Source organism: Bradyrhizobium sp. HKCCYLRH3059, assembly GCF_051168035.1.
GTDB lineage: Bacteria > Pseudomonadota > Alphaproteobacteria > Rhizobiales > Xanthobacteraceae > Bradyrhizobium.
The window spans coordinates 142,378-158,656 of the sequence record NZ_JBNPUF010000013.1; the positions used below are offsets into that span (position 1 = coordinate 142,378).

14 protein-coding genes are annotated in these 16,279 nt (G+C 66.7%); 8 read left to right on the forward strand and 6 right to left on the reverse strand.

The genetic code is table 11. The features are described from left to right. Window positions 1-55 precede the first annotated feature (55 nt). The 5 genes from recO (at window position 56) to ACQR13_RS30690 (ending at window position 5,470) form a co-directional block, all read left to right on the forward strand. The gene (gene recO / locus ACQR13_RS30670; RefSeq protein WP_315827223.1) at window positions 56-796 is read left to right on the forward strand and encodes a DNA repair protein RecO; all 741 of its coding nucleotides are present in this window, start codon (window positions 56-58) and stop codon (window positions 794-796) included. Window positions 797-1,089: 293 nt separating this feature from the next. Then, complete coding sequence (locus ACQR13_RS30675; protein WP_316165154.1) at window positions 1,090-2,838, forward strand: phospholipase D-like domain-containing protein; 1,749 nt, start codon at window positions 1,090-1,092, stop codon at window positions 2,836-2,838. A gap of 30 nt (window positions 2,839-2,868) precedes the next feature. Continuing rightward, entirely contained in the window at window positions 2,869-3,915 is a 1,047-nt protein-coding gene (locus ACQR13_RS30680; protein WP_434842112.1) for a DUF2278 family protein, read from the forward strand. 148 nt (window positions 3,916-4,063) lie between these two features. Next, on the forward strand, window positions 4,064-5,050 hold the full coding sequence (locus ACQR13_RS30685) for a glutathione S-transferase family protein (RefSeq protein ID WP_315752938.1): 987 nt from the start codon (window positions 4,064-4,066) through the stop codon (window positions 5,048-5,050). Between the two features lie 9 nt (window positions 5,051-5,059). Beyond that, the gene (locus ACQR13_RS30690) at window positions 5,060-5,470 is read left to right on the forward strand and encodes an ACT domain-containing protein (RefSeq protein ID WP_315752937.1); all 411 of its coding nucleotides are present in this window, start codon (window positions 5,060-5,062) and stop codon (window positions 5,468-5,470) included. Window positions 5,471-5,491: 21 nt separating this feature from the next. Here the strand turns inward: ACQR13_RS30690 and ACQR13_RS30695 are convergent, their stop codons facing one another. Beyond that, window positions 5,492-6,550: a LysR family transcriptional regulator gene (locus tag ACQR13_RS30695; protein ID WP_315711411.1), complete on the reverse strand. Its 1,059-nt coding sequence runs from the start codon at window positions 6,548-6,550 to the stop codon at window positions 5,492-5,494. Between the two features lie 155 nt (window positions 6,551-6,705). Between ACQR13_RS30695 and ACQR13_RS30700 the strand changes: the two genes are divergently transcribed. The 3 genes from ACQR13_RS30700 (at window position 6,706) to ACQR13_RS30710 (ending at window position 10,705) form a co-directional block, all read left to right on the forward strand. Beyond that, on the forward strand, window positions 6,706-8,367 hold the full coding sequence (locus ACQR13_RS30700) for an acetolactate synthase large subunit (protein ID WP_315711412.1): 1,662 nt from the start codon (window positions 6,706-6,708) through the stop codon (window positions 8,365-8,367). Window position 8,368: 1 nt separating this feature from the next. Next, complete coding sequence (locus ACQR13_RS30705) at window positions 8,369-9,970, forward strand: FAD-binding protein (protein ID WP_434843808.1); 1,602 nt, start codon at window positions 8,369-8,371, stop codon at window positions 9,968-9,970. A 111-nt stretch (window positions 9,971-10,081) separates the two neighbouring features. Beyond that, window positions 10,082-10,705, forward strand: a complete 624-nt coding sequence (locus tag ACQR13_RS30710) for a glutathione S-transferase family protein (protein WP_316165158.1) — start codon at window positions 10,082-10,084, stop codon at window positions 10,703-10,705. Between the two features lie 3 nt (window positions 10,706-10,708). Here the strand turns inward: ACQR13_RS30710 and ACQR13_RS30715 are convergent, their stop codons facing one another. The 5 genes from ACQR13_RS30715 to ACQR13_RS30735 form a co-directional block, all read right to left on the reverse strand. After that, window positions 10,709-11,497 carry an IclR family transcriptional regulator gene (locus ACQR13_RS30715; protein ID WP_316165159.1) on the reverse strand — a complete coding sequence of 263 codons (789 nt, stop codon included), beginning with the start codon at window positions 11,495-11,497 and terminating at the stop codon, window positions 10,709-10,711. Between the two features lie 31 nt (window positions 11,498-11,528). After that, window positions 11,529-12,290 carry an SDR family NAD(P)-dependent oxidoreductase gene (locus tag ACQR13_RS30720; RefSeq protein ID WP_315711418.1) on the reverse strand — a complete coding sequence of 254 codons (762 nt, stop codon included), beginning with the start codon at window positions 12,288-12,290 and terminating at the stop codon, window positions 11,529-11,531. Next, entirely contained in the window at window positions 12,287-14,020 is a 1,734-nt protein-coding gene (locus ACQR13_RS30725; protein ID WP_434843807.1) for an FAD-dependent oxidoreductase, read from the reverse strand. The genes ACQR13_RS30720 and ACQR13_RS30725 overlap by 4 nt, the downstream gene beginning before the upstream one ends. A gap of 10 nt (window positions 14,021-14,030) precedes the next feature. Next, complete coding sequence (locus tag ACQR13_RS30730) at window positions 14,031-15,242, reverse strand: ABC transporter substrate-binding protein (protein WP_316165162.1); 1,212 nt, start codon at window positions 15,240-15,242, stop codon at window positions 14,031-14,033. A 254-nt stretch (window positions 15,243-15,496) separates the two neighbouring features. Continuing rightward, complete coding sequence (locus ACQR13_RS30735) at window positions 15,497-15,952, reverse strand: hypothetical protein (RefSeq protein WP_409999253.1); 456 nt, start codon at window positions 15,950-15,952, stop codon at window positions 15,497-15,499. Between the last annotated feature and the right edge of the window lie 327 nt (window positions 15,953-16,279).

A 16,279-nucleotide genomic window follows, 5' to 3' on the forward strand; every position in this document is an offset into this window, starting at 1 on the left:
CCGCGGACGGCGCTAGGGGACGAGCGCGTGTGGAATCAGTCGGGCGGCTCGTGAGATGGAATGGACCGATGACGGCATCGTGCTGGGCGTGCGGCGGCACGGCGAATCCTCGGCGGTCGTCGAGCTGCTGACCCGCGAGCATGGCCGGCATCTCGGTCTCGTGCGCGGGGCGAGCGGCAAGCGCATGCGGCCGGTGCTGCAGCCGGGCAACACGGTGCGCGCGATCTGGCGCGCGCGGCTCGACGAGCATCTCGGCATGTACGCCATCGACGCGCTGACCTTGCGGGCGGCGGGGCTGATCTCCGCGCAACACGGCGCCTACGGCGTGACGCATCTTGCCTCGCTGGCCCGGCTGTTGCCGGAGCGCGATCCGCACGAAGACATGTACCTGCGGCTCGAACATGCGCTCGATGATTTCGAGGATGCGGGCGGCGCCGCCGCCCACATCGTGCGCTTCGAACTGGCGATCCTCGCCGAACTCGGCTTCGGGCTCGATCTCGACTCTTGCGCTGCGACCGGCGAGACCTCGGACCTGATCTACGTATCGCCGAAGTCGGGCGGCGCGGTGTCGCGCACGGCCGGGGCGCCATGGGCCGACCGGCTGCTGCCGCTGCCGCCCTTCCTGCGCGAGAGCGAGCAGGGCCATGGCTGGTCGCAGCAGGATCTGCTCGACGGTTTCCGGCTGACCGGCATGTTCCTTCTCCGTCACGTGTTGGAGCCGCGCGGGCAGGGCCATTCCGACGCCCGCGAGGGCTTCATCAACGCCGTGACGCGGGCAAGGCCCGCCTCGCGATAGGGCTCGTTTTCGACGTTCGTCGTCATGCGCCCGCGCGCTCGTTCGCCAACGTCGAGACTGACGACACACGCGCCGGCATCACGGCAAAGCTGATCCGGATACCGTCTCCGACTGTGACGTCATTCACATCCGCCTTCACATGACCGACGTAGGATCATGCAACAATCCTGGTTGATGACAAGTTTCACATCATTTTGAAGTTGCGTCGTCCGCGGCTCATGGCGAAGATTGCAGCCCTTCGGCGAGATGCGTTTCGTGCGCGCCTTTTTTCATCACCGTGGGGCATTTCGATCATGAGCGATTTCGAGAACAGCAAATCCAGCAACGGGTTCACGTCCAAGCTGTGGCGTGGAGAGCGCATGACGATGATCGGCTTCGACGTCGCCGAGCCCGAACCCGATCTTGTCGGATTCTCGATCGAGGTGAAGTCGCCGGGCGCGCGGGATTTTTCCCAGTTGCGCAACAGGATCGCGTTTTCCTATCCGGCCGGGGCCGGCGCGGAGGTCGACGGCAACCGGAATTTCCCGTCGACCGAGGCACCGTTCCAGAAATTCCGCTGGATCCACTTTCCCTACCGGCCCAAGGATGGCGTCTATACGTATCGCGTCGCCAAGCAGCACATGCGCAACGACGGCACGCTCGTGGCAGGGACCAGCCTCACGCTCGACATTGCGCAGAGCGCGGTCACCTATGATGGCCTCATCGACATCGGTTTCACCCGCAACTTCGCCTCGTCTCAGGCCTATCGCGATCAGTTCGGCAACAATGCCGAGATCATCCCCGTCGAGAGCCGCGACGGGCCGAGCTTCGAGAAGCTCGACCTCGCCAACGAGGCCGGCGACAGCGTCTATGAGTGGCTGGGGTTCGAGGCCTACGACCTCCTGTTCGGCTTTTTGAAAGACGCCCTGGCGGATCCCGGGCTCACGCTCGACGTGATGGCCTATGACCTCAATGAGCCCGACGTGATCGGCCTGCTGGAGCAGTTCGGTCCGCGGCTGCGCGCGATCATCGACGACTCCAACGCCAAGGATAACAGCCACAAGCTGCCCGGCAGCGCGGAATCGCGCAGCGCCAAGCGCTTCAAGCAGGCGGGTGCTGCCGTGCTGCGCACGCATTTCAGCAATCTCCAGCACAACAAGGTCCTGATCACGCGCCGCAACGGCAAGCCCGAGAAGGTGCTGTGCGGCTCGACCAATTTCACGTTCCGCGGCCTCTATATTCAGGCCAACAACATGCTGGTCTTTCATTCGCCTGATGTCGCCGGGCTGTTCGGCGAGATGTTCGACATCGCCTTCGAGGACCCCTCGCTCTTCCGGAAGAATGATTTCTCCAAGAAATGGCACGCCGTCCATTCCGAGGGAAAGCCGACCGTGCAGCTCTGCTTCTCGCCGCACCAGGCCACCGATCTCTCGCTCAATCCGATCCGGGCCGCGATCGATCAGGCCTCCTCGTCGGTGTTCTACTCGGTCGCGTTTCTGAGCCAGCTCGGCGACGGTCCGACCAAGGAGGCGTTCGACCGCGTGATGGAGCGGCCGATCTTCAGCTACGGCACGGTCGACAAGCGCGGCGCCCTGGAGCTGCGCAAGCCCGACGGCTCGATCGGTCTCGTCGATTTCGCCTATCTCGCGAGCAAGGCGCCGGAGCCGTTCCGCAGCGAATGGTCCGGCGGCAAGGGCCGCAACATCCATCACAAATTCCTGGTGACCGATTTCAGCCTGCCGACAGCGAAAGTGTTCACCGGATCGAGCAACTTCTCGCCGAGCGGCGAGAAGGGCAACGGCGACCATCTCATCATGATCGAGGACCGAAAGATCGCGACCTCCTATGCGATCGAAGCCACCCGCGTGTTCGATCACCTGCAGTTTCGCAATCGGATGCGCGACGCGTTCCACGGCAAGTCCGAGCGGCAGCGCGCTGCATCCGCGCCTGCCGCGATCACGCTGCGCAAGCCGACCGCATTGTCCGGCAAGCCGGCCTGGTTCGAGCGCTTCTATGTCGAGGGGTCGCAGGCTGAACGCGATCGATTGCTGTTCTCGTCCTAGATATCGCTACGGACAGAGTTGGAGACGACCATGCCATTGAATGACTATTCGCTTCTCAAGGGGCGGCCCATCAACAATCGTCTGGCGACGGGAAGCAGTCCGCACTATCAGGTGCAGGTCTCGGCCGGCGGTGAGCTCTATCGTATCGCCATCAATGTCCGCTCCCAGGATGGCAGCGAGGTCGAATTCCTGGTCCGCTCGCGCTTCGAACATCCAATCGTCGACGACCTGAAGGCGTTTTCGGAAGGGCTGCATCCGTTGGAGAGCAAGCCCGGCGGCGTGGCGCTCGATTTCATCCGGGGCAATCTGATGCAGCCATGGGAGCTGAAGCCGCTGCCGCTGTCGGCCGCGGGCCCCGACAACGATCTCAACGAGAAGATCGACGCCTACGTTCAGCGCGCCATGTCCGACGAGACGGCTCTCATCTATGCCTTCGGCGTCGCATGGGGACCGGAGGAGAAGGCGGACCGCTATTTCGGCTTCAAGCCCGGCCGCGGTATCCACGACATCCATTTCAACCAGGGCAATCCGCCCGGCCAATATGCCAAGGACAACGGTCCCTGGCAGGATGGCGGACTGCTCTTCGAGTTTCCCGGCCAGCAGCAATGGGTCGCCATCTTCCTGAAATTCCAGACCCAGGCCTGGCATTCGGACGATGCCAGCGGAGGGGTCATCCTTCCGCCCGATCCCGATTACCCGAACGCGCCGCATACGCCTCCCGACCGCGACCACATTCCGCCGCTCGACGTGCCCGACGGGCTGGTGCGGATCATCGCGGCCTATGTCAACGACGTGCGCACGCCGGAGCACGAGACGGTCACGCTGCTGAACACCGCCGATGTCGACGTCGATCTCACCGGCTGGCAGATCAAGGACAAGCAGAAGAACGCCATGCAACTGAGCGGCATGATCGGGCGCGGCGCCACCCTGGTGGTGCCCATCGTCGCGCCGGTCGCGCTGTCGAACCGGGGCGGCATCATCACGCTGTTGAATGCCGCGGGCGTGAAGGTGCACGGCGTCTCCTATACGCGGGAACAGGCGGCGCAGCCGGGGCGCACCATCCCGTTCCAGTCGTGACCGCGTGTTCGGCGGAGCCGTCTTCTCGGAGCGTGCTCTCTGCTGGCGCAGCGGCGGGGTGACGTGTACTCCTGTCACGTAAGGGCCCAGGCGAAGGGGCTGCAGGTTGCAGTCCTGCGCACAGGCCACGGTGTGAGAGGAGAGCGTCATGGGAGTCCTGGTCGACGGCCAATGGCACGACGTCTGGTACGACACGGCGGCGTCCGGCGGCCGTTTCATCCGCAAGGATTCGGCGTTCCGCAGCTTCGTCACGGCTGACGGCCGTCCGGGCCCATCCGGCACCGGCGGCTTCGCGGCCGAAGCGGGCCGCTATCATCTCTATGTCAGCCTGGCCTGCCCGTGGGCTCACCGCACCCTGATCATGCGCGCGCTGAAGGGGCTCGATGACATGATTTCGGTATCGGTCGTGCACTGGCTGATGCGCGAGCAGGGCTGGACGTTTGCCGAGGGGCCGGGCGTCGTGGCCGACAGCGTCAATCACGCCGGCCTTCTGCATCAGGTCTACACCGCCGCGGAGCCGCATTATTCCGGCCGCGTCACCGTGCCCGTGCTCTGGGACAAGCAAAACCGCACCATCGTCAACAACGAGTCGTCAGAGATCATCCGCATGCTGAACTCGGCGTTCGACGGCGTCGGCGCCAGGCAAGGCGACTATTATCCGCAAGCCCAGCGCGAGGAGATCGACGCCATCAATGCGCGCGTCTACGACACGCTGAACAACGGCGTCTACAAGTGCGGCTTCGCGACCACGCAATCCGCCTATGAGGAGGCGATCGGCCCGCTGTTCGCCACGCTCGACTGGCTGGAGGAGCGGCTGTCGGCGCGCCGCTTCCTGCTCGGCGACACCATGACCGAGGCCGACATCCGGCTGTTCACGACGCTGATCCGCTTCGATGCCGTCTATGTCGGCCACTTCAAGTGCAACATCCGCCGCATCGCCGACTATCGGCATCTTTCAGCCTACACGCGCGATCTCTACCAATGGCCGGGGATTGCCGCGACGGTGAATTTTGAGCACATCAAGCGGCACTACTACGAGAGCCATCGCACCATCAATCCGACCGGCATCGTCCCGGTCGGGCCGCGGCAGGATTTCACCTCGCCGCATGGGCGCGAGCGCCTGGCGGCGAACTGACGGGGATCCATGGCGGGCGAACGCAACCTCGATACGCTGCTGCGCACGATGGCTCCCGAGCTGCAGGATGGCGTCTTCGTGTTCTGCACGCTCAGCGCCGGCGATGCGATTGCCGCGATGCTGTCGCCGCTGATGCTGTTCCGGGAGCGCGAGGGTGACACTCTCATCGTCCGGCGCGAGGACGCCGAACGGGCAGGGCTGGCGTATCGCTTCACCTCGCGCCTGATCACGCTGTCGGTGCTATCAGCGCTCGACGCGGTGGGCTTCCTCGCCAGGGTGACAGCGGCGCTGGCTGCTGCTGGCATCGGTGTCAACGCGGTCTCGGCCTTTCATCATGATCACCTGTTCGTACCCGAAGCGCAGGCAGAGCAGGCAATGCGGGTTCTGGAGGAGATGTCGCGCCGCGCGGCCGTCGGATGATGGCGCAGGGCCACGCCCCGGTCAGGCTTTGCTCCTGGTATGACTTCGCGACCGGTTGCGCCGGGGTGCACCCGGCTTCTTGCGTGATCTCGGCCGAGATCGATGCGCGTTGCGTGCGGCGCGCGGAGCCGGCGGCCGGCGCGGTCCGGTCAGCATTTGCGCGGCTTGCGCGCGCACCATGTCCATCAGCATCATCGCCGCCGGCGACAGGGTGCGGCCCTTCAGGCGCAGGATGCCGAACTGCGCCAGCAGCAGGTCGGATGCGCGTGGCTCTTTCAGCTCGGCCACATTGAGCCGGACCAGCTGACCGGAGGCCAGCTCGTGGGTGACGACCGCATCCCCCGCGACGAGCACGACGTCCGAGCGGACCGCCATTTGCACCAGCAGGCCGGCGTTCTCGGATTCGAGGGCGACATTGAAACCGCGTCCCCGTGGCGCGGCGATCAGGTCGTCCAGCCGCCGGCTGAAGTCCGGCGGCAGCGCGACGGAGGCGAAGTGCTGGCCGGCCAGATCGCGCGCCGACAGCTCCCGTCGCCCCGCCAACGGATGGGTCGGCCGGCAGTAGAAGTAGCCGGGAAGGCTTCCGAGCGGCTCGAGGTCCAGGCTGTCGTCGGTCCTGATGTCGGTGATGTGCGCCAGGAAGAAATCGAGCTTGCCTTGTTGCAGCACGTCCATCAGGGCGCGCCAATTGTCCTGCACCAGCTTGATGCGCACGGATGGATGCTCGGCATACAGCTGCGCCATCGCATCCGGCAGCAGCACTAGGCCCGTGAACGCGCCGACGCCCACCGTCACCTGGCCGGCATCGCCCGAGCGCAACAGCCGCATCTCGCGGCCGAGATCGTCGGCGCCCGACAACAGCGAGCGCGCCCGCGCCACCAGCCGTTCGCCGACCGCCGTGATCTCCACCGAGCGCGAGCTGCGGTCGAACAGCCGCATCCCCGCTTCGTCCTCCAGGGTCTGCAGGCTGCGGCTCAGCGCCGACTGGGTGACATGGGCGCGCTTGGCGGCCCGGGCGAAATGCCGCTCTTCCGCGAGGTAGACCAGCTGCTGCAACTGACGCAACGTTGGTGTGTGCATCGATGACCCCAGCTCATTGATCAAAGCATAACAATTCATTGGATTTCTGAGACCGTCAATTCCAAAATGGCACAAATACAAACAGGGGAAATGCCATGGCGGGGCCGGCCAAGTCGCCCCGAGCTGCGGCAGTTTCCCCGCAACAGGCTTTTCTCATGCCCAACGGCGCACAAGCTCTGATACGGACCCTGGTCAATTCCGGCATTCGGGTCTGCTTCACCAATCCCGGCACCTCCGAGATGCATTTCGTCGCGGCGCTGGACTCCGCGCCGGAGATGCGCGCCGTGCTGTGCCTGTTCGAAGGGGTGGCGACCGGTGCGGCGGACGGCTACGCCCGGATGACCGGCACGCCCGCGGCAACGCTGCTGCATCTCGGTTGCGGCCTCGGCAACGGCCTCGCCAATCTGCACAATGCGCGCAAGGGCAAGGTGCCCGTCGTCAACATCGTCGGCGACCACGCCACCTATCATGTCCCGTATGACGCGCAGCTCCAGTCCGATATCGAGACCGTCGCGCGCAACGTCTCGCCGGAATTCGTCTGGACCTCGCAGGTGACGTCGGAGCTGTGCCGCGACGCGGTGGCGGCCGTGAAGGCGGCGTGCTCCTGGCCCGGACAGGTCGCGACGCTGATCCTGCCGGCCGACGTGTCCTGGGGTGAGGGCGGCGTCGCCGAGCCGGCGCCGGTGATCGAGCCGCCGGCGCCTGCGGACGATGCGACCGTGCAGGCCGTCGCCGAGGCGATCAGGGCGGGCGGCCGCAGCGCTTTTCTACTCGGAGGCACGGCGCTGCACGAGGAGTCGCTGCTGGCGGCCGCGCGCATCGCCGCGACCTGCGGTGTGAAAGTCTATGCCGAAACGTTTCCGACACGCATGCAGCGTGGAGCGGGCCTGCCGGCCGTCGAGCGGATCGCCTATCTCGCCGAGATGGCGCAGATCCAGCTCAAGGAGATCGACACCCTGATCCTGGTCGACGCCAAGGCGCCGGTGTCGTTCTTCGCCTATCCCGGCAAGAAGAGCTATCTGCCGCATGACGGCTGCAAGGTGCTGACCTTGTCGACGCCGGCGCAGCACGCCGCGTGCAGCCTGACCAGGCTTGCCGCCGCCCTGGAGGCCGGGCGCGCCACGCCGGCATTGTCGCCGGCCTCGCGGCCCGGGCGTCCGCGCGGCAAGAAGCTGACCGCGGAAAAGGTCTGCAAGGCCGTTGGTCACCTCCTGCCCGAGAACGCCATCATCATCGACGAGGCGATCAGCTCCGGCCTGATGCTGTCGAAATTCACCGCGGGCGCGCCGCGCCACGATCTGATCACTTTGACCGGCGGCGCCATCGGGCAGGGGCTGCCGAATGCGATCGGGGCGGCGATCGCCTGTCCCGACCGGCCGGTGATCGCGCTGATCGGCGACGGCAGCTCGATGTACACGATCCAGTCGCTGTGGACGATCGCGCGCGAGCGGCTCAACGTCACCGCCATCATCTTCAACAACGCCTCCTACTCGGTGCTCAACGTCGAGCTGGAACGGGTCGGCGCCGAGGAGATCGGACCGAAGGCGCGGGCGCAGCTCGACCTGCACGGGCCGGTCCTCAAGCTCGCGCAGATCGCCGACGGCATGGGCGTGCGATCGACCCGCGTCACCACGCCGGACGAACTCACCAGCGCCTTGCAGGGGGCGCTGGCGCGGCCGGGGCCCCATCTGATCGAGGCGATGGTGCCGCCGGCGCTGACCGGCCTCAAGCTGAAGCTCCTGCCGCACCTCCTGGGATCGCTCGACCGCGTTCCGCTGCCGGTGGCGCGGATGCTCAAGCGCAAGATCGCGCCGTGACATGAGCGCGACGCTGCAATCCGATGTTGTCATCGCCGGCGGCGGTCTTGCCGGCATCGTCACCGCGCTGGAGGCACTGCGCGCCGGCAAGTCGGTGACGATCGTGGACCGGGACACGCCCGAGCGGCTCGGCGGGCTGGCGCTGTGGGCATTCGGCGGCATGGCGCTGATCGGCACGCCGCTGCAGGCGCGCATGAAGATCCCGGATACGCCGGAGATCGCGTTGCGCGACTGGATCAGGTTCGGCGAGCTCGATGCCGCCGAGCACTGGCCGCTGCAATGGGCGCGCTACTACGTCGCGCATTCCCGCAGCGAGGTCTACGACTGGCTGCTGGCGCACGGCGTGACGTTCATGCCGGCAGTGAACTGGGTCGAGCGCGGCCGGTACGGCGACGGTAATGCGCTGCCGCGCTATCACATCGTCTGGGGCACCTCGCAGCGGCTCACGCGCGTAATGATCGAAGCGATGCGCGGGGCCGACGGTGGCGGCAGGCTGACGGTGCTGCACCGTCATCGCGTTGTCAGCCTCGATTGCGCTGCCGGCGCAGTATCGGGCGTGGTCGCCGTCAACGAGGAGACGGGCGCCGAAATCCGCATCGCCGCGCCGCTGACGGTGCTGGCGATGGGCGGCCTCAATGGCAGCCATGCGGAGGCCCGCGCCAACTGGATCAAGGGCCGGCCGCTGCCGGCGGCGATGCTCAATGGCGCGCATCCGTTCTCCGACGGCAAGTTGCATCACCACGCGGCCGAGGCGTTCGGCGCCGAGATCACGCATGCCGGCGAGATGTGGAACTACGCCGCCGGCATCCCGCATCCGTTTCCGCATTTCGAGGGCCATGGCCTGTCGCTGGTGCCGTGCAAATCGGCATTGTGGCTCAATCACAGGGGCGAGCGCATCGGGCCCGAGCCGCTGGTGACCGGCTTCGACACCCATGATCTGTGCCAGCGCGTCGCGGCGCAGGAGAAGCCGTATACGTGGCATCTGTTGAACTGGCGCATCGCTGCCAAGGAGTTCGCCATCTCCGGCGCCGAGCACAATCCGCGCATCCGCGACCGGCAGATGCCGATGTTCCTCAAGGAGACGCTGCTCGGCAATCATCGCCTGGTCAGGCAGATGCAGCGCGAGAGCCGGCATTTCCTGGTCGACGAGACGCTGACCGGTCTCGCCGCCAAGATGAATGCGCTGACCGGCACCGGCGACGTGAAGCCGGAGGTGCTGCAGGCCACCGCCGACGCCTTCGACGCGAACTTTGGGAATGGCGACAAGCTCCACAATGACGATCAGTTGCGCCGCATCCTGCACGCGCGGCAATGGGGCCCCGACAAGCTCCGCACCTGCAAGCCTGCGCCGCTGCAGGCCCCGGGCGCCGGGCCTTACATCGCCATTCATATGCAACTGATTACCCGCAAGAGCCTCGGCGGCCTCAAGACCGATCTGCAGAGCCGGGTGCTCGACACCACGGGTGCGCCGATCGGCGGGCTCTATGCGGTCGGCGAAGCCGCCGGCTTCGGCGGCGGCGGCGCGTCGGGCAAGCGTTCGCTGGAGGGCACGTTCCTGCCGGGTTGCATTCTCACCGCACGGGCGGCGGTGCGCGCGATGTGACGGCTACGGGAACCGTACGAGTCGGCGGAACCGCCGCTGAATTTTTGCTCCGTCACTGTCGATCCGGTGCTGCGACGTTCGTCTTCAAGGCACAGGAGATGGAGACCCGTCATGAAGATCTACTGGATCAAGGCCCAGGCGCCGCGCCGCGTGCTCGCGCTGGTCAAGCATCTCGGCGTGCCCGCCGAGTTCATCGACATCAGCCGCGGCCTGAAGACGCCGGAGTTCGCCGCGCTCAACCCGAATATGAAGGCGCCGGTGCTGGTCGACGGCGACACCGTGCTGTGGGAGTCGACCGCCATCATGGCGCACCTCTGCATCCGCGAGAGCTGCGACATGTGGCCGGCGCGCAATCCGCAGGAGCAGATCGAGGTGCTGCGCTGGCTGGCCTGGAACGACTGCCACTGGGCGCCGGCGGTCGGACCGTTCTATTTCGAGCACATCGTCCGCAAGACGTTCGGCCTCGGTGCGCCCGACCGTGCCGCGCTGGCCGGCAAGGTCGCCAACCTGAAGACCTTCGCCGCCGTGCTCGATGCGCATCTGCGGGCGCGCAGCCACATCGCCTGCGACCGGCTCACCATCGCCGATTTCGCGGCCGCCTCGATGGCGACCGACTGGCGCGAGGCCGAGATGCCGATGGAGTCGTTTCCGAACATCGTGCGCTGGCTCGATGGCCTGATGCGGCTGCCGGCGTGGGCCGAGCCGTGGCCGGAGAAACGCTCGGTCGCGGCCTGAGCGTCACGGCTGCGCGATGCCGTGGCCGAGCTGCTTGGAGATCTCGGCCGCACACGCGCGCAGGCGGTTGGCGAGCGGGGACTGCCAACCGGCGTCGAAGGTGCCGGCCGGGCCCATCGCGGTGATGACCAGTGCGACGTGGCCGGCGTGATCGAACACCGGTGCGGCGAAGGCATTGACGCCGGGCAGCGGATCGCCGATGGCGCGCGCCAGGCCCTGTGCGCGCACCTCGGCCAGCATCTCCGCCACTTTCGGGCTCTTCGGCGCGCGCTTCGGATTGTAGCCGACACCGAGATGATCGAGGCCGGTGTCGAGCGCGGCCTTCACGGTCTTCGGCGGCAGGAACGCCGCGAACGCGCGGCCCGTCGCCGTCTCCAGCAGCGCCATGATCGAGCCGACGCGCATCACGATGTGCACCGGATGGCTCGGCTCCTCAAGCCGCACCACGGTTGGGCCATTGGTGCCCCACACCGCGAGCGACACCGCGTGATCGATCGCGCCGGCGAGCGCTGCGATCTTCGGCGTCGCGATCCGGACCGCCGACAGCCGCCGCAGGCTGATCAGGCCGAGCTCGAGCGCCAGCGGGCCGATCTCGTAGCGGCCGGTGGTTTCGTCCTGCTCGATCAAACCGATGCGCGAGAAGCTGACGAGGTAGGGATGGGCCTTGGCCGGCGGCAGCCCGGCCTCGCGCGCGAGGTCGCGCAGCATCATCGGCTCGCCGCTGCGGGCCAGTGCCTGCAGCAAGGTGCCGCCAACCTCGATCGACTGGATGCCGCGGCTCTCTCGTCCCATGTCTTGTTGTGCCCCTGGTCCGGCGCCGTGCCTACACCGCCAGGAAGCCGCCGTCGACCGGCAGCGTGACGCCGTTGACGTAGGACGCCATGTCGGAGACCAGGAACGCCACCGGGCCAGCGAGCTCCTCGGGCTGGCCGACGCGGCCGAGCGGCGTGCGGCTCATGAAGCCGGCGAGCCGCTCGGGATCGTTGCGGGTCGACTCCGTCATCGCGGTGGCGATCACGCCGGGCGCGATCGCGTTGACGCGGATGCCGTCGGCGGCGAGCTCGCGCGCCAGCGCCTGGGTCAGCGACTTCACCCCGCCCTTGGACGGCGAGTAGCCGAGCGTGTTGCTGATGCCGATGAAGGAGGCGACGGATGCGATGTTGACGATCGTGCCGCGCGTCGCGCGCAGCGCCGCAAGAAACGCGTAGGTGACGTTGAAAACACCGTTGAGATTGACGTCGAGCACGCGCTGCCAGTTCTGTGGCGCACGCGGCGAGTCGATGTTCTCGCGGATGATGATGCCGGCATTGTTGACGAGGATCGAGATGGCGCCGACCTCGGCGCGCAATTGCGCCGCCAATGCGGTGCATCCGGCGGCGTCGGTGACATCCAGCCGATGCGCCCACGCCTGGCGGCCGTGCTCGCGGATCTCGGCGGCGCAACGTTCGGCACCCTCCAAGTCGATGTCGGTGATGACGACATCGGCGCCGCGGCCGGCGAGGCCGAGCGCAATCGCGCGGCCATTGCCGTGCGCCGCCCCCGTGACCAGCGCAAGTTTGCCGGCCAACATCTGACTGTCGCTCATGCGGCGCTCCTTTGGCCAGCGCGTTCGGCGAGATGGCGGCCGGCAATGTAGCCGAAGGTCAGCGCCGGTCCCAGCGTGATGCCGGCGCCCGGATAGTTGCCGCCCATGATGCTCGCCATGTCGTTGCCGGCGGCATAGAGCCCCTCGATCGGGTGGCCCTGGGCGTCGAGCGCGCGGGCATGCGCATCGGTGCGGATGCCGGCATAGGTGCCGAGATCGCCGATCACCATCTTGATGGCGTAGAACGGCCCGTCCTTGATCGGCGCCACACACGGGTTCGGCCCGTGCAGCGCATCGCCCTGATAGCGATTGTAGGCGCGCGAGCCCTTGCCGAACGTGGGATCCTGGCCCAGCGCGGCATCGGCGTTGAACGCGGCGACGGTTGCTTCGAGCCCCCGCGGATCGATGCCCGTCGTGCTCGCGAGCTCGGCGAGCGTCGCGCCGCGCTTGAGATAGCCGGTGCTCAGATGGTGCCCGAGCGGCATCGGGAACGGCGGCACGCAGCCGAGGCCGTAGCGGCGCAACGAGCGGTGATCGGTGATCAGCCAGGCCGCGATCTCGAGGCCGGGCTTGGCCGCCTTGACCATCGCCTGCACGAAGTCGTGGTAGGAATTGCCTTCATTGGCGAAGCGCACGCCGTCCGCGGTCACTGCGATCACGCCGGGTTTGGCACGGTCGATGAAGTGCGGCATCACGCCCTTGCTGCCGTCCTTGCGCGTGGTGACGGAGACCGGCACCCAGGCCGCCGCATGCGGCAGGCCGTCTTCGACCCGGCCGCCGACGGCCTCCGCGAGCCGCAGGCCGTCGCCGGTGTTGCCGACCGGTCCGGGCGACACATGCTCCTGGCCGGTCGGCGCATGCGGAAACATTGCCTTGCGCCTGTCGACATCATGCGGGAAGCCGCCGCAGGCCAGCACCACGCCGAGCCGCGCATTGACCCTGATGCGCTTGCCCTGCCGCGTCACCACGGCGCCGCGCACGGCATCGCCGTCGCGGATCAGCTCGGCCACCGGCGACGACAGCCACAGGGGAATGCCGAGATCGAACGCCGATTTCGCCAGCCGCCCCGCCAGCGCATTGCCGTTGGTCAGCGTCATGCCGCGGCCATGGCGCAGCACGTCCAGCGCATGCTTCGACAGCCGCTTCGCGACATAGAACGCCGACGTCAGCGACTTGGTCGCGCGCATGAAGTGGATGATCTCCTTGCCGGAGCCGAGCATCATGCCGAACACGGTGAGCTCGGGCAGGGGCTGGCCGAGATCCTCGATGTGACGCCCAAGCTCGCGGCCGTCGAATGGCCGGGTCACCATCGAGCGGCCGCCTTGGGTGCCGCCCGGCGCCTCCGCGTGGTAGTCCGGAAAGGTCAGCGGCATGTCGAACTTCAGCGCCGTCTTGCTGGTGAAGAAGTCGACGGCCTCCGGGCCCTTGGTCAGGAACGCGTCGACGCGCGCCGCATCGAAACTGTTGCCGGCCTCATGGCGCAGATAGGTGCGTGCCAGCTCGGGTGGCTCGTCGATGCCCCAGGCCTTCGCCAGCGATGTGCCGGGAATCCACAGCCAGCCGCCCGAGCGCGCCGTGGTGCCGCCGAAGCGCGGCTCCTTCTCGGTCACGATGACTTTCAGCCCGGCATGGGCGGCGGTGACCGCCGCCGACAGCCCGGCGCAGCCGGAGCCGACCACCAGCACGTCGCAATCAGGGGTGTCGCCGGCCGGGTGATCTGCTCCGCTCATGCGCGCGCTCCTACTTCTTCAGCAGCGGGCACTTGGATTCGGAGACCGGCCGGAACGCATCCTCGCCCTTCACGGTCTTGACGATCTCCAGATAGTCCCACGGCTCCTTCGATTCCGACGGCTTCTTCACGCGGGCCAGATACATGTCGCGGATGACGCGGCCGTCCTCGCGCAGCTTGCCGCCGTGAACAAACGTATCCTCGATCGGCAGCTCGCGCATCTTCGCCATCACCGCCTTCGGATCGTCGGTACCGGCCGCCTTGATGGCCTTGAGATAGTGCAGCACGGAGCCATAAACGCCGGTCTGGATCATCGTCGGCATCACCTTGGCGCGGGCGAAGAACTTCTTCGACCAGGCGCGGGTGTTGTCGTCCATGTTCCAGTACGACGCCGTGGTCATGTAGGTGCCTTGCGCGGCCTCGAGCCCGATCGCATGCACGTCGGTGTCGAACATCAACAGGCCGACCAGCTTCTGGCCGCCCTTGACCAGGCCGAACTCGCCGGACTGCTTGATGGCGTTGTCGGTGTCCTGCCCGGCATTGGCGAAGGCGACGACGTCGGCCTTCGAGCTCTGCGCCTGCAAGGCGAAGGAGGAGAAGTCGGCGGTGTTGGTCGGATGCTTGACGCCGCCGAGGATGGTGCCGCCGAGTTCCTTGATGAAGCGCGTGGCGTCCTTCTCCAATTGCTGGCCGAAGGCGTAATCCGCGGTGATGAAGTACCAGGATTTGCCGCCCTGGCTGATCACGGCCGAGGTCGTCACTTTGGACAGCGCATAGGTGTCGTAGGTGAAGTGCACGGTGTTCGGGCTGCACAGCTCGTCGGTCAGCGAACTCGCGCCGGGCCCTGACAGCAGCGCGATCTTGTTGCGCTCGCGCACCATGTTGTGCACGGCAATCGCGATACCGGAGTTGGGGATGTCGACGACCGCGTCGACCTTGCCGTTGTCGAACCAGTCGCGCACGACCGTCGTTCCGACGTCGGTCTTCATCTGGTGATCGGCGCTGATGATCTCGATCGGCTTGCCGAGCACGGTGGGGCCGAACTCTTCGACCGCCATTTTCGCCGCCTCGACCGAGCCCGGGCCGCTGTTGTCGCGGCCCCAGCTCGAGAGATCGGTGAGCACGCCGATCCGCACGACGTCGTCAGAAACCTGGGCTGAAGCGCCTGTCGCGATGAATGACGTCGTTGCCAGGAACGCGCAGGCGAGCAGCTGCCGTCGCATGAAGATCCTCCCCGTTTTGCTCCGCTCTGTCGGCGGCGATGGGAGTTAGACATTGACGAATAGATTTGTCAATTGCGAACGGGTGGGACGTGGCGCAGGGGCCGGGGGATGGACGCGGAAGGCCGGCGGCGCGTCAGGCGCGACCCCACATCCTCATGGTGAGGAGCACCGCATGCGGCGCATCTCGAGCCAGGAGGTCCGGAAGTGAGCGCGTTGGGAATGCTCTACGACTGTAGGAAAGCCTGTGATCCGCTCTACATGCGCGGCATGATCTGCAGTTCGAGCAGCGCGAGCCGCTGCATCGCGGTGACGTCGCGCTCGCCGGCCTTGGCGGCGCGCAGCACGGCTTCCGCAAGCAGGTTCACGTTCGTCGAACTCACCGGCTCAGGCAGCGCGGCGACCGACGCGTTGAGGGCTTCGGTCATCAGCGCGATGACGTCAGGCGAAAAGGATGCATCGGAAAAATTCTTCATGCAAAGATGGCCGCCAGCAGGTCGTGCTTCGGTGGATATCGCGTACGCATTACGTTGATGGTGAGAGAACGCGCCTCGGGCGCCATCGGTTCCCGCGGTCGCGCCGAGCCTCAGCCGGTCCGGTTTCTGATATGCAGAATGGCGCGATCTCCCATGCGCCAATTGCCCGTCGAGCCAATCTGCCGCAGGGGGCTCGCCTTGTGTCGTCGGGCAAATCAGGACGATGTTTCCCGGCATCCCGCCTCCACAGGAGGGGCGCATCGCGATCGTCACGAGACGTAGGAAGCGGGGAGCGGTGGCCTGTCGGATCGCAGCGCGCATGTGCGCGCGGACGAACGAGTCCAGCAGGACGACGAAATCGCAGCGTCCCGGCGCCCCGATGCTGGCGCCAAGTCCGTGGGTGATGATCCCAGGGGCGACGGTGGCTCACAAGCCGGACACCGGGGAGACTGCGTATAACTCGTAAGCCCATCGCACAGGGAGGGCCGGGGGCGGGCTCAAGCGGTGGTCGCAACACCAAGTGTTTTCATTCGTGACAGCAGCTCGTCAAGCGCTTCTGCTGGA

Coding starts and splice junctions, on each gene's coding strand:
- recO (WP_315827223.1), top strand. CDS start 56: ATGGAATGGACCGATGACGGCATCGTGCTGGGCGTGCGGCGGCACGGC.
- ACQR13_RS30675 (WP_316165154.1), top strand. CDS start 1,090: ATGAGCGATTTCGAGAACAGCAAATCCAGCAACGGGTTCACGTCCAAG.
- ACQR13_RS30680 (WP_434842112.1), top strand. CDS start 2,869: ATGCCATTGAATGACTATTCGCTTCTCAAGGGGCGGCCCATCAACAAT.
- ACQR13_RS30685 (WP_315752938.1), top strand. CDS start 4,064: ATGGGAGTCCTGGTCGACGGCCAATGGCACGACGTCTGGTACGACACG.
- ACQR13_RS30690 (WP_315752937.1), top strand. CDS start 5,060: ATGGCGGGCGAACGCAACCTCGATACGCTGCTGCGCACGATGGCTCCC.
- ACQR13_RS30695 (WP_315711411.1), bottom strand. CDS start 6,550: ATGCACACACCAACGTTGCGTCAGTTGCAGCAGCTGGTCTACCTCGCG.
- ACQR13_RS30700 (WP_315711412.1), top strand. CDS start 6,706: ATGCCCAACGGCGCACAAGCTCTGATACGGACCCTGGTCAATTCCGGC.
- ACQR13_RS30705 (WP_434843808.1), top strand. CDS start 8,369: ATGAGCGCGACGCTGCAATCCGATGTTGTCATCGCCGGCGGCGGTCTT.
- ACQR13_RS30710 (WP_316165158.1), top strand. CDS start 10,082: ATGAAGATCTACTGGATCAAGGCCCAGGCGCCGCGCCGCGTGCTCGCG.
- ACQR13_RS30715 (WP_316165159.1), bottom strand. CDS start 11,497: ATGGGACGAGAGAGCCGCGGCATCCAGTCGATCGAGGTTGGCGGCACC.
- ACQR13_RS30720 (WP_315711418.1), bottom strand. CDS start 12,290: ATGAGCGACAGTCAGATGTTGGCCGGCAAACTTGCGCTGGTCACGGGG.
- ACQR13_RS30725 (WP_434843807.1), bottom strand. CDS start 14,020: ATGAGCGGAGCAGATCACCCGGCCGGCGACACCCCTGATTGCGACGTG.
- ACQR13_RS30730 (WP_316165162.1), bottom strand. CDS start 15,242: ATGCGACGGCAGCTGCTCGCCTGCGCGTTCCTGGCAACGACGTCATTC.
- ACQR13_RS30735 (WP_409999253.1), bottom strand. CDS start 15,952: ATGCCGGGAAACATCGTCCTGATTTGCCCGACGACACAAGGCGAGCCC.